This window comes from Pseudomonas sp. SWRI81, from assembly GCF_014268545.1.
GTDB classification, from domain to species: Bacteria; Pseudomonadota; Gammaproteobacteria; order Pseudomonadales; family Pseudomonadaceae; genus Aquipseudomonas; species Aquipseudomonas hamedanensis.
The window spans coordinates 1-11,728 of sequence record NZ_JABWQS010000007.1 but is presented as its reverse complement, the minus strand read 5'-3'; the positions used below and the strand labels follow the sequence as shown (position 1 = coordinate 11,728).

The window sequence follows — 11,728 nt, the reverse complement described above, 5'->3', positions numbered from 1 at the left end:
TCATGGGTATTGATCTTCCGCTGATCTGGGCCGTGATCATCATCTTCGGCATCATGATGTACGTGGTCATGGACGGCTTCGACCTGGGCATCGGCATTCTCTTCCCGTTCGTCCCCGGCAAGACCGACCGCGACGTGATGATGAACACCGTCGCCCCGGTCTGGGACGGCAACGAAACCTGGCTGGTGCTGGGCGGCGCTGCGTTGTTCGGGGCGTTTCCGCTGGCCTATTCGGTGGTGCTGTCGGCGCTGTACCTGCCGCTGATCTTCATGCTGATGGGCCTGATCTTCCGCGGCGTGGCTTTTGAGTTTCGCTTCAAGGCCAAAGATGAAAAACGCCATCTGTGGGACAAGGCATTCATCGGCGGCTCGATCGCGGCGACCTTCTTTCAAGGCGTGGCGCTCGGTGCATTCATCGACGGTTTGCCCGTGGTCAATCGGCAGTTCGCCGGTGGTTCGCTGGACTGGCTGACACCGTTTACGCTGTTCTGCGGCGCTGCGCTGGTGGTGGCCTACGCCTTGCTCGGTTGCACCTGGCTGATCATGAAGACCGAAGGCAAGCTGCAAGAGCAAATGCATGATCTGGCGCGGCCACTGGCATTCGTGCTGTTGGCGGTGATCGGCATCGTCAGCCTGTGGACGCCCCTGTCGCACCCGGAAATCGCCTCACGCTGGTTCAGCATGCCGAACCTGTTCTGGTTCATGCCGGTGCCGATTCTGGTGCTGGTGACCCTGTACGGTCTGATCCGGGCTGTGGCACGCAATGCCAACTACACACCATTCCTGCTGACGCTGGTACTGATCTTTCTCGGCTACAGCGGCCTGGGCATCAGCCTGTGGCCGAACATCGTGCCGCCGTCGATCTCGATCTGGGACGCTGCCGCACCGCCGCAAAGTCAGGGCTTCATGCTGGTTGGCACGCTGTTCATCATCCCGTTCATCCTGGGTTACACCTTCTGGAGCTATTACGTGTTCCGCGGCAAGGTCACCCATGAAGACGGTTATCACTAGTCTGCTGCTGGGCTTCCCTTGTGGGAGCGAGCCTGCTCGCGAAGGCGTCCTCAGTGACGCCTCTGCTTAACGGAGAACGATGCAATGACCGGCAAACATTCCCTGCACGACATTGAAGAAGCCGAAAAAAAACCGCTGTGGCAGCGGCTCGGCTGGTTGGCGCTGATCTGGGTCGGCAGTGTGGGCGTGCTGTTTATCGCCGCCAGCCTGATGCGCCTGTTCATGAACGCGGCCGGCTTGACCACGCACTGAAACACCCCGTCCCGGCGCCTTCGGGAACGGCTTTGCAACCCTCCTTGCGGAGGGTTTTTTTTGTCCGTGAGTTACTTGCGCGCTTTGAGAATGACGAATTTGGGCGTGGCTGCGACTTGTTCGACACCGCGGAACAGGCGCGCCAGTTTGCTGTGATAACCCAGGTGACGGTTGCCGACGATGTACAGCGCACCGCCCACCACCAGCGCCTCACGCGCCTGCTGGAACATGCGCCAGGCGAGGAAGTCGCCAACCACTTGCTGTTGATGAAAAGGCGGATTGCACAACACCACGTCCAGCGATTGCGGTGCTTGCCCGGCCAGACCATCGTCAGCCCGCACGATCATTTCGCGATCACCCAGCACGGCCCGCCAGTTTTCTGCGGCCGATTGCACGGCCATGAACGATTCGTCGACCAGCGTGTAGTGCGCCTGAGGATTGTCCAGCGCGCTGACGATTGCCAGTACCCCGTTGCCGCAGCCGAGGTCGGCCACGCGAGCGCCGCCAAGGTTTTTCGGCAAATGCGCGAGAAAGGCCCGCGTGCCGATGTCCAGGCCGTCCCGGCAAAACACGTTGGCATGATTGCGCAGTTCGATTGCCGGTTCGTCGAGCCGATAGGTAGAAGGGTAGGGCGAAACGGCCGGTGCCTTGGCTTCGGGTGTCGCGATCAGCAGACGGGCCTTTTTCACCGCCAGTGAGGCTTGTACCGGTCCGATATAGCGCTCCAGCAGATCGCCGGCCGCACGTGGCAGGTGTTTGACCATGGCCGCCGCGATCACTTCAGCGCCGAGGGCCAGTTGGCCATGCAGGCGGATCAATTGTTCTTCGAGCAGCGCCAGGGTTTTCGGAACGCGGATCAGCACGCGGTCGAACGGCCCGACCAAGGGCTCGCTGGCAGGAATCGGGCGGATTGCATCAAACGCGTGACCGTTGCGCTGCAGGTTCTTTTCCAGCCCCAGAAAACCCAGGTACGAATCGCCACTGCTGCTGACGTCGACCTTGCCCAGCAGGCTTGCCGCCAACGCGCCGAAGCTGTCGTTGAGCACCAGAACCCGCATGCTGGCCGGCGGTTGCTGCGCCGCCAGATAGTTGAGCAAGTATTCATCGGCCGCATCGAACGCCTGCAGCGGTTCGTTCTGCTGTTCGGGTTGGCGGATCAAATCGAGCTGGGCGAAGGGCGTATCGAGCAAAGGCATGGGGCGGGGACTCTGATAATCGGCGGGTTCGCGCAGCCAGGCTGTGGCGCGGCGCAACCTGGCCGAGTGGACTGCGATGCAAGCGGTGTGCGTCATCACTCGGAGAGGGCGTAAATGTTACTTTTTTTTCCTGGTAAATACCCGCAAGTTTTTATTTCGATGCCAGGCGCAGGGGATCAGAGGAAGCCGGCTTTGGCAGCCTTGAGGACTGCGGAAATCTTGTTGCAGGCGTCGAGCTTGTCCATCAGGTTCTTCACGTGATAATTCACCGTACGCTCGCTCAGGTTGAGGATCTTTGCGATCTCGTAGGCAGTCTTGCCGACGGCTGACAGTTGCAAGACCTCCAGCTCCCTGGGCGACAGGCGTGGATGGCAGGGCCTGGCGGGACATTTTGGCATCGACCGCATAAACAGCTCACTGACGTGGCTGGCGGCGTAAAAGATGTAGCCGAAGTGTTCATACAGCTCAAGTGCACTGATCGGACAGCTGTGTCGGGCCAGGCTGATGACGCTGCACAACCCGCTTTCTTCGTGATGAAAGGCCTGTGACCAGCCATGCTGCAAGCCATGTTGCTGCAATGCCTGCCAAAGTTCAGGCGTGCCGGAAAAAGCCGACTGCTCCCAGACGATGGGCAGCGTTGAATGATTGCAATGAGCTACTATTGGGTCGATACATTTAAAATTCTGTTTGTCATATTGCAAGTTCCACTCTTTGGGGTAGTTGTTGATTCGCAAGGTGTCCAGAAGTACTTCCCGACGGGGCGAAGTGACCGAAATTGCGCAATAGTCGAAACCGAGGTTTTCGGCGAATCTCTGCAGGATCGGGTAAGCGGCATCTATTCCCTTGGCATAAGACAGTAGTTTCAGCTGCGATTCTTTCCACGTTTCCATACCTACTCTCCATTTTTTACAGTTGCATCTTGGATCCATTAAGCGGCACGCAACGGAGTGTAGGATGTTTCCTGCGAGTAGCTGTGGATTTTTTCGCAATTGAAACTACTGCCGTTTGGCTTAAAGGTTATGAGTCTTTCGTTAATATTTAACCTGTCATCTTAAGCTCAGGATTAAAGTCCATTCACTGCTAATCACAAACGATGCAGGCGCTGTACTGAATGCCATTACCAATCATCGGTGTTTAGGCCGGCCAATTTGCGGGACACTGTAGGCAGATCTTCGTAGGAGACGCCCATGACCGCCAGTGCAGAGAAATACACCATTCAGACCTTGCTCGATGTGCAGCCATTGACACCGGGCCTGTTCACCCTGCGCACCACCCGCGATGCGGGTTTTCGTTTTCGCGCCGGACAGTTCGCCAGGCTTGGCGTGACCAAGGCTGATGGCAGCATAGTCTGGCGGGCGTATTCGATGGTGTCGTCGCCATTTGACGAGTTTCTTGAGTTTTTCTCCATCGTGGTGCCGGGCGGTGAGTTCACCAGTGAGCTGACTCGGCTGCAGGTGGGCGATACGCTACTGGTGGATCGTCAGGCGTTCGGCTACCTGACCCTGGATCGCTTCAACGATGGTCGGGACCTTTGGTTATTGGCCACAGGTACCGGGGTGGCGCCGTTTCTGTCGATTTTGCAGGACTTCGAAGTCTGGGAAAAATTTGAGCGCATTATTCTGGTCTACAGCGTACGCGAAGCCCGGGAGCTGGCGTATCAGCCGTTGATCGCCGGGCTGAAGCAGCGCGAGTATCTGAGTGAGTATGCGCACAAATTGCAGTTCATCCCCACGGTGACGCGAGAGGCATCGGCGGGGGCGCTGAACGGGCGTATCACGGCACTCATCGAAAACGGCGAGCTGGAGCGGGTCGCTGGCGTGGAGCTGAGCCCTGAGCATTCGCGGGTCATGCTGTGTGGCAATCCGCAAATGATCGATGACACCCGTGCGCTGCTGAAAAAGCGCCACATGAGCCTGAGTCTGACCCGTCGGCCCGGACAGATTGCAGTGGAAAATTACTGGTAGAAAAACGGCACCTCGCGGGTGCCGTTAGCGGTTGTGACGATGTTCAGGGCCGATTGTTCTGTGCCTTGAGCAGGTCGCGAATCTCGCCCAGCAGTTCCTCTTCCTTGGTCGGCACCGGCGGCAGCGTTGGGGCTACCGCCTCTTCGCGTTTCAGACGGTTGATGGCTTTGACGCCCATGAAAATCGCGAAAGCCACGATCACGAAGTCCAGAACGCTCTGGATGAACTTGCCGTAGGCCAGCATCACCGCGGGCGCATTACCCTCGGCAGCCTTGAGCGTGATGGCTAAATCACTGAAGTCGACCCCGCCGATCAGCAGGCCGATTGGCGGCATGATGACGTCACCGACAAACGACGAAACAATCTTGCCGAAGGCGGCACCAATGATGATACCGACGGCCATGTCGACCACATTGCCTTTGACCGCAAAGGCCTTGAACTCACTTAGCACGCCCATAGGTTATTTCCTTGTTACAGATGAGGTTGGTGTAGCAGTGTAAATCAGCCAAACGCGTCCTGCGCGAAACACCTCCTTACAATGCCCGTTTTTATCGACACATTAATTTTCGATTAGTTTGCAAAGTGCCACTAATCGCGCGCGAAATACGCCGTAACCGGCTGATCGGGTAGCTATTTTTTTCAATCATGACCTTACGAACTTTCTATTTATGTTTGCCGGCTCAGCCCTCTAGCCTCTGGTTGGCGCACCTGGATGCGCCCAAAACAACCAGAGGAACCTGATATGACTCCCACTCTTGGCCTCGGGGCTTTTCCCCATCGCCGCACCCTTGGCGTACTCACCGCCAGCCTGTTGACGTTCTCCGTGCATGCCGCGCCCCTGACGCGCGATAACGGCGCTGCGGTCGGCGACAATCAGAACTCGCAAACCGCCGGTGCCAACGGCCCGGTGCTGCTGCAGGATGTGCAGTTGATCCAGAAGCTGCAGCGATTTGACCGTGAACGCATTCCGGAGCGCGTGGTGCATGCGCGCGGCACCGGTGCCCACGGCACCTTCACCGTGACCAACGACCTGAGCGATCTGAGCAAGGCCAAGGTCTTCGCCGCAGGCCAGAGCACCCCGGTGTTTGTGCGCTTTTCGGCGGTGGTGCATGGCAACCACTCCCCGGAAACGCTGCGCGACCCACGCGGTTTTGCCACCAAGTTCTACACCGCCGACGGTAACTGGGACCTGGTCGGCAACAACTTCCCGACCTTCTTCATCCGCGACGCAATCAAGTTTCCGGACATGGTGCATGCGTTCAAGCCCGACCCGCGCACCAACCTCGACGATGACTCGCGTCGATTCGACTTCTTCTCCCACGTGCCGGAAGCCACGCGCACGCTGACCGAGTTGTATTCCAACTCGGGAACGCCAGCCAGTTATCGGCAAATGGACGGTAACGGTGTTCACGCCTATAAGTTGATCAACGCCAAGGGCGAAGTGCATTACGTGAAGTTCCACTGGAAGAGTTTGCAGGGGATCAATAACCTCACGCCGAAAGAAGTCAGCAAAGTTCAGGGTCAGGACTACAGTCATATGACCAACGACTTGGTGAATCATATAAACAAGGGCGATTTTCCGAAGTGGGACTTGTACGTTCAAGTATTGAAGCCACAAGATTTGTCCAAGTTTGATTTTGATCCGCTGGATGCAACCAAGATATGGCCGGGTGTTCCAGAACGAAAAGTTGGACAAATGGTATTGAACCGTAATCCGGCCAATGTGTTCCAGGAAACCGAACAAGTGGCGATGGCACCGGCCAATATTGTTCCAGGCATCGAGCCGTCAGAAGATCGTTTGTTGCAAGGTCGGGTGTTCTCTTATGCCGATACGCAAATGTACCGCTTGGGCGCCAATGCTTTGCAATTGCCGATCAATGCCGCAAAAGTTGCAGTTAATAACGGCAATCAGGATGGCGCGATGAACTTCGGGGCCAGCCGCTCCGGGGTCAATTACCAGCCGAGCCGCCTGCAACCACGGGAAGAGACCGAGACGGCACGTTACAGCCAGCTGGCACTGACGGGCAGCACCCAGCAGGCGAAGATCCAGCGCGAGCAGAACTTCAAGCAGGCCGGTGATCTGTATCGCTCGTTCAGCCAGCAGGAGCGTCGTGACCTGATCGACAGCTTCGGCGGCTCGCTGGCCACCACCGATGATGAGAGCAAGCACATCATCCTGTCCTTCCTTTATAAGGCCGATCCGGAATACGGCAGCGGCGTGACCAAAGTGGCCAAGGGCGACCTGAGCCGGGTCAAGGCACTGGCGGCAAAACTCACCGACTGATTGTCGCGGCCATGCCATGCGGGGCCTGAATCGGGCCCCGTTCTGTTCAAGGAGACGGCGTATGCGTATTTATCTGTTATTGCTGCTCGGCAGCCTGTCCTGGTCGGCGCTGGCCGGACAGAGTCCCGAGGCGGTCAAGGCGCAGTTGCAGGATTATCTGTTCGATGCCGCCCGGCGCGGCGACGTACCGATGCTCGAGACGTTTATCGAGGCCGGTTATCCCCTCGACACCCGCGACAGCAAGGGCTACACCGCGTTGATCCTCGCGGCCTATCACGGTCAGGCGCCAGCGGTGGAGCGCTTGCTTGCTGCCGGAGCGGATGCCTGCGCCCAGGATCAGCGCGGCAACACGGCGCTGATGGGGGCGATCTTCAAAGGCGAGGTGCAGATTGCCCGACGTTTGATGGCCACCGATTGCAGCCCTGACCAGCGCAACGGCGCGGGGCAGACCGCTGCCATGTATGCAGGTTTGTTCAAGCGCCTGGAGCTGCTTGACGCGCTGAAAGCCAAAGGTGCCGACCTCAATGCCGAAGATCCGCTGGGCAACAGCGCCGCACGTCTGGCCAGCGGCGAAATCCGCAGCGCTGCGCCGCGCTGATCGGCGATGGCTGCGTTATCATCGCGGTTTTTGCCGGGGGATCGAGATGGCCAAGGCCAAGCGCATGTACGGTTGCACCGAGTGTGGCGCAACCTTTCCCAAGTGGGCCGGCCAGTGCGGTGAGTGCGGTGCCTGGAACACCCTGACCGAAACCATGATCGAAAGCGGCGGCGCCACGGCACCCACCGGGCGCACTGGTTGGGCCGGGCAGCAGGCGCAGATCAAGACGCTGGCCGAAGTCAGCATCGAAGAAATTCCACGTTTTTCCACCGCTTCCGGTGAACTGGATCGTGTCCTGGGCGGCGGTCTGGTCGATGGTTCGGTGGTGTTGATCGGCGGTGACCCGGGGATCGGCAAGTCGACCATCCTGCTACAGACCTTGTGCAACCTCGCCAAGAGCATGCCGGCGCTGTACGTCACCGGCGAAGAATCCCAGCAACAAGTGGCGATGCGCGCACGCCGTCTCGGGCTGCCCCAGGATCAGTTGCGGGTGATGACCGAAACCTGCATCGAAACCATCATTGCCACCGCCCGCCAGGAAAAACCCAAGGTGATGGTGATCGACTCGATCCAGACGATCTTCACCGAGCAGCTGCAATCGGCGCCGGGCGGCGTGTCCCAGGTGCGTGAGAGTGCGGCGCTGCTGGTGCGCTACGCCAAGCAGAGCGGCACGGCGATTTTCCTCGTCGGCCACGTCACCAAGGAGGGCGCGCTGGCCGGTCCCCGCGTGTTGGAGCACATGGTCGACACTGTGCTGTATTTCGAGGGCGAGTCCGATGGCCGGCTGCGCTTGTTGCGTGCGGTGAAAAACCGTTTCGGTGCGGTCAACGAACTGGGCGTATTCGGCATGACCGACAAAGGCCTGAAAGAAGTCTCCAACCCGTCGGCGATTTTTCTCACCCGCGCCCAGGAGGAAGTCCCGGGCAGCGTGGTCATGGCGACGTGGGAGGGCACCCGGCCGATGCTGGTCGAAGTGCAGGCACTGGTCGATGACAGCCATCTGGCCAATCCACGGCGGGTGACGCTGGGGCTGGATCAAAACCGTTTGGCGATGCTGCTCGCGGTATTGCACCGTCATGGCGGCATTCCGACCCACGATCAGGATGTGTTTCTCAACGTGGTCGGTGGCGTCAAGGTGCTGGAAACCGCGTCCGATCTGGCGTTGATGGCGGCGGTGATGTCGAGCTTGCGCAACCGGCCGTTGCCGCATGATTTGCTGGTGTTTGGCGAAGTCGGCTTGTCCGGCGAAGTGCGCCCGGTGCCGAGCGGGCAGGAGCGCTTGAAGGAAGCGGCCAAGCATGGTTTCAAGCGCGCCATCGTGCCCAAGGGCAACGCCCCGAAGGAAGCGCCGGCGGGGTTGCAGATCATCGCAGTGACGCGCCTCGAACAAGCCCTCGATGCATTGTTTGAGTGAACTCCGAAGCTCTGTGGCGAGGGGATTTATCCCCGTTGGGCTGCGCAGCAGACCCGCTTTTCAGGGCCGCTGCGCGCCCCAACGGGGATAAATCCCCTCACCACAGGGTTCATTTCAAATTGGGATTGGGGCGCCGCTAGATCTCGATCAGGGCCGCTAACTCCCGCTCCAGCTCGGCCTCATCCGCCAAATTCAGCTCGATCAACCGTCGCAGCTGCTGGATAGATTCGAGGCTGATATGTTTGCAGACAAAGCCCAGATGGCCTTTCTCTTCGTGAGTCAGGTGCACTTCCATCTCGATATCGACGTCTTTGCTCAACTGGATATCGACAAAAAAATCCTCCTGCTTATCGCCCAGCCAAGGCTCCGGTCTCTCGACCAATAACCCTTTGAGCGACAGGTCGATCAGCTTCACCTGCCAGATGTACTCGCCCTGCCTCAGCTCGGTTTTGGCATCGAACTCGATACGTTTAAAGCGGCGACGATTGTCTGGGTGCTCGCTCATGGCGCAATCCTCCGAAGGTTCGCTGACTATAGACCCGCATTGTTCAAGCGTGCCAGCGCAGGCGGGCCGAATAGACCAATGTCGGGGTATGGCCTTTGGCGCCGTAAGCGCTAAACTCGGGGTGGCTGTCTTTCTTGTCCACCCTGGCTGGAATAAAAAAATGAAAAATAATAATAGCCTGCTACGCCACTTACCCTGGCTAGTGCTGGCAATCGTAGGAGCGTGCGCCCTGGGCGTAGTGGCATTGCGCCGAGGCGAGGCGATCAACGCCTTGTGGATTGTGGTCGCTGCCGTGGCCATTTATCTGGTTGCGTACCGTTACTACAGCCTGTTCATCGCCAACCATGTGATGCAACTGGATCCGCGTCGGGCCACCCCCGCCGTGCTCAACAACGATGGTCTGGACTATGTGCCGACCAACAAACACATTCTTTTCGGTCACCACTTCGCGGCCATCGCTGGCGCGGGGCCACTGGTCGGCCCGGTATTGGCAGCGCAGATGGGCTATCTGCCCGGCACGCTCTGGCTGATTGCCGGTGTGGTGCTGGCGGGCGCGGTGCAGGACTTCATGGTCCTGTTCATGTCGACCCGACGCAACGGCCGTTCCCTGGGCGACATGGTGCGTGAAGAAATGGGCCGGATTCCCGGTACCATCGCGCTGTTCGGCTGCTTCCTGATCATGATCATCATCCTCGCGGTGCTGGCGCTGATCGTCGTCAAGGCGTTGGCCGAGAGCCCGTGGGGCATCTTCACCGTGATGGCGACCATTCCGATCGCGATGTTCATGGGTATTTACATGCGCTACATCCGCCCGGGCCGCATCGGCGAGATCTCCGTGGTCGGCGTGTTGCTGCTGCTGGGTTCGATCTGGCTGGGTGGGCAGATTGCCGCCGATCCGGTATGGGCAAAGGCGTTCACCTTCACCGGCGTGCAGATTACCTGGATGCTGGTCGGTTACGGTTTTGTCGCTGCGTCGCTGCCGGTCTGGCTGATTCTGGCGCCGCGTGACTACCTCTCCACGTTCCTGAAGATCGGCACCATTGTTGCGCTGGCGATCGGCATTCTGGTGACCATGCCCGAGTTGAAAATGCCCGCGCTGACGCAGTTTGTCGACGGCACCGGCCCGGTATGGAAGGGCGGTCTGTTCCCGTTCCTGTTCATCACCATCGCCTGCGGTGCGGTATCGGGCTTCCACGCGCTGATCTCGTCGGGCACCACGCCGAAGCTGCTGGATAACGAAACCAACGCCCGCTACATCGGTTACGGCGGCATGCTGATGGAGTCGTTCGTGGCGATCATGGCCATGGTTGCCGCTTCGGTGATCGAGCCAGGCGTGTACTTCGCCATGAACAGTCCGGCAGCCGTGGTCGGCAGTGACGTTGTTTCGGTCGCGCAGGTCGTTACCAGTTGGGGCTTCGCGATTACACCGGATGCGCTGCAAGCGGTGGCCAATGACATCGGTGAAACCACCATTCTGGCTCGCGCCGGTGGTGCGCCGACCCTGGCGGTGGGTATCGCGCAGATCCTGCACAGTGTCCTGCCGGGTGAAAACACCATGGCGTTCTGGTACCACTTCGCGATCCTGTTCGAAGCGCTGTTCATCCTCACCGCTGTTGACGCCGGCACCCGTGCCGGACGTTTCATGCTGCAGGACCTGCTCGGCTCTTTCGTACCGGCGCTCAAGCGTACCGAATCCTGGACTGCCAACCTGATCGCCACTGCCGGTTGTGTCGCGATGTGGGGCTGGTTGCTGTATCAGGGCGTGATCGATCCACTGGGCGGCATCAACACCCTGTGGCCATTGTTCGGCATCTCCAACCAGATGCTCGCCGGTATTGCGCTGATGCTCGGCACCGTGGTCCTGATCAAAATGAAGCGCCAGCGCTACATTTGGGTCACGCTGCTGCCGGCCACCTGGCTGCTGATCTGCACCACAACGGCAGGCTTCATCAAACTGTTCGACGCCAACCCGGCGATCGGCTTCCTGTCCCTGGCGAAGAAATACAGCGATGCGCTGGCCAACGGTCAGGTGCTGGCACCGGCAAAAAGCGTCGAGCAGATGCAGCACGTGATCTTCAACGCCTATACCAACGCAACGCTCACGACGCTGTTCCTGTTCGTGGTGTTCAGCATCCTGTTCTACGCGCTCAAGGTTGGCATCGCCGCCTGGGGCAAAAAAGAGCGTACGGATAAAGAATCGCCATTCCAGGCCCTGCCGGATGCGTAACCAGAGGATTGCACCATGTTCAATGACCTGAGTCGCCTCGGTAAATACCTCGGTCAGGCCGCGCGCCTGATGGTCGGCATGCCCGACTACGACACCTACGTCGAGCATATGCAAACCAAACACCCGGACAAACCGGTGATGAGCTACGAGATGTTCTTTCGCGAACGTCAAGAAGCCCGTTACGGTGGCAAGGGTGGGCCCAAGTGCTGTTGAGCTGACAGCCTTGGGTTGATGCAATCCCCCTGTGGGAGCGGGCTTGCTCGCGAAGGCGGTGGATC

Annotated in this window: 12 protein-coding genes; 8 read left to right on the top strand and 4 right to left on the bottom strand. The window is 59.1% G+C overall.

The window, feature by feature from the left end:
- Window positions 1–2 precede the first annotated feature (2 nt).
- Entirely contained in the window at window positions 3–1,010 is a 1,008-nt protein-coding gene (cydB, locus tag HU765_RS06535) for a cytochrome d ubiquinol oxidase subunit II (protein ID WP_016773089.1), read from the top strand.
- Window positions 1,011–1,094: 84 nt separating this feature from the next.
- Complete coding sequence (locus tag HU765_RS06530; RefSeq protein ID WP_095048725.1) at window positions 1,095–1,262, top strand: DUF2474 domain-containing protein; 168 nt, start codon at window positions 1,095–1,097, stop codon at window positions 1,260–1,262.
- A 71-nt stretch (window positions 1,263–1,333) separates the two neighbouring features.
- Here the strand turns inward: HU765_RS06530 and HU765_RS06525 are convergent, their stop codons facing one another.
- Both HU765_RS06525 and HU765_RS06520 read right to left on the bottom strand, forming a co-directional pair.
- Window positions 1,334–2,458: a class I SAM-dependent methyltransferase gene (locus HU765_RS06525; RefSeq protein WP_186619457.1), complete on the bottom strand. Its 1,125-nt coding sequence runs from the start codon at window positions 2,456–2,458 to the stop codon at window positions 1,334–1,336.
- A 176-nt stretch (window positions 2,459–2,634) separates the two neighbouring features.
- Entirely contained in the window at window positions 2,635–3,348 is a 714-nt protein-coding gene (locus tag HU765_RS06520) for an autoinducer binding domain-containing protein (protein WP_186619456.1), read from the bottom strand.
- 297 nt (window positions 3,349–3,645) lie between these two features.
- Here HU765_RS06520 and HU765_RS06515 point away from each other — a divergent pair, with 297 nt between their 5' ends.
- Window positions 3,646–4,422, top strand: a complete 777-nt coding sequence (locus HU765_RS06515) for a ferredoxin--NADP reductase (RefSeq protein WP_186619455.1) — start codon at window positions 3,646–3,648, stop codon at window positions 4,420–4,422.
- 43 nt (window positions 4,423–4,465) lie between these two features.
- On the opposite strand, the gene mscL is transcribed toward HU765_RS06515, so the two are convergent.
- Window positions 4,466–4,879: a large-conductance mechanosensitive channel protein MscL gene (mscL, locus tag HU765_RS06510; RefSeq protein ID WP_186546846.1), complete on the bottom strand. Its 414-nt coding sequence runs from the start codon at window positions 4,877–4,879 to the stop codon at window positions 4,466–4,468.
- A 285-nt stretch (window positions 4,880–5,164) separates the two neighbouring features.
- Between mscL and katB the strand changes: the two genes are divergently transcribed.
- The 3 genes from katB to radA all read left to right on the top strand — a co-directional run bounded on the left by katB (window position 5,165) and on the right by radA (window position 8,718).
- Window positions 5,165–6,706, top strand: a complete 1,542-nt coding sequence (katB, locus tag HU765_RS06505; protein WP_186619454.1) for a catalase KatB — start codon at window positions 5,165–5,167, stop codon at window positions 6,704–6,706.
- Window positions 6,707–6,767: 61 nt separating this feature from the next.
- Window positions 6,768–7,304: an ankyrin repeat domain-containing protein gene (locus HU765_RS06500; RefSeq protein ID WP_186546848.1), complete on the top strand. Its 537-nt coding sequence runs from the start codon at window positions 6,768–6,770 to the stop codon at window positions 7,302–7,304.
- Window positions 7,305–7,350: 46 nt separating this feature from the next.
- Entirely contained in the window at window positions 7,351–8,718 is a 1,368-nt protein-coding gene (gene radA / locus HU765_RS06495; protein WP_003228407.1) for a DNA repair protein RadA, read from the top strand.
- A 136-nt stretch (window positions 8,719–8,854) separates the two neighbouring features.
- On the opposite strand, the gene HU765_RS06490 is transcribed toward radA, so the two are convergent.
- Entirely contained in the window at window positions 8,855–9,223 is a 369-nt protein-coding gene (locus HU765_RS06490) for a PilZ domain-containing protein (RefSeq protein WP_186546849.1), read from the bottom strand.
- Between the two features lie 160 nt (window positions 9,224–9,383).
- Between HU765_RS06490 and HU765_RS06485 the strand changes: the two genes are divergently transcribed.
- Together HU765_RS06485 and HU765_RS06480 are read left to right on the top strand one after the other, a co-directional pair.
- Window positions 9,384–11,450, top strand: coding sequence for a carbon starvation CstA family protein (locus tag HU765_RS06485; RefSeq protein WP_186546850.1), 2,067 nt, complete (start codon window positions 9,384–9,386; stop codon window positions 11,448–11,450).
- Window positions 11,451–11,465: 15 nt separating this feature from the next.
- Entirely contained in the window at window positions 11,466–11,663 is a 198-nt protein-coding gene (locus HU765_RS06480) for a YbdD/YjiX family protein (protein WP_003228401.1), read from the top strand.
- Window positions 11,664–11,728 lie beyond the last annotated feature (65 nt).

Coding starts and splice junctions, on each gene's coding strand:
- cydB (WP_016773089.1), top strand. CDS start 3: ATGGGTATTGATCTTCCGCTGATCTGGGCCGTGATCATCATCTTCGGC.
- HU765_RS06530 (WP_095048725.1), top strand. CDS start 1,095: ATGACCGGCAAACATTCCCTGCACGACATTGAAGAAGCCGAAAAAAAA.
- HU765_RS06525 (WP_186619457.1), bottom strand. CDS start 2,458: ATGCCTTTGCTCGATACGCCCTTCGCCCAGCTCGATTTGATCCGCCAA.
- HU765_RS06520 (WP_186619456.1), bottom strand. CDS start 3,348: ATGGAAACGTGGAAAGAATCGCAGCTGAAACTACTGTCTTATGCCAAG.
- HU765_RS06515 (WP_186619455.1), top strand. CDS start 3,646: ATGACCGCCAGTGCAGAGAAATACACCATTCAGACCTTGCTCGATGTG.
- mscL (WP_186546846.1), bottom strand. CDS start 4,879: ATGGGCGTGCTAAGTGAGTTCAAGGCCTTTGCGGTCAAAGGCAATGTG.
- katB (WP_186619454.1), top strand. CDS start 5,165: ATGACTCCCACTCTTGGCCTCGGGGCTTTTCCCCATCGCCGCACCCTT.
- HU765_RS06500 (WP_186546848.1), top strand. CDS start 6,768: ATGCGTATTTATCTGTTATTGCTGCTCGGCAGCCTGTCCTGGTCGGCG.
- radA (WP_003228407.1), top strand. CDS start 7,351: ATGGCCAAGGCCAAGCGCATGTACGGTTGCACCGAGTGTGGCGCAACC.
- HU765_RS06490 (WP_186546849.1), bottom strand. CDS start 9,223: ATGAGCGAGCACCCAGACAATCGTCGCCGCTTTAAACGTATCGAGTTC.
- HU765_RS06485 (WP_186546850.1), top strand. CDS start 9,384: ATGAAAAATAATAATAGCCTGCTACGCCACTTACCCTGGCTAGTGCTG.
- HU765_RS06480 (WP_003228401.1), top strand. CDS start 11,466: ATGTTCAATGACCTGAGTCGCCTCGGTAAATACCTCGGTCAGGCCGCG.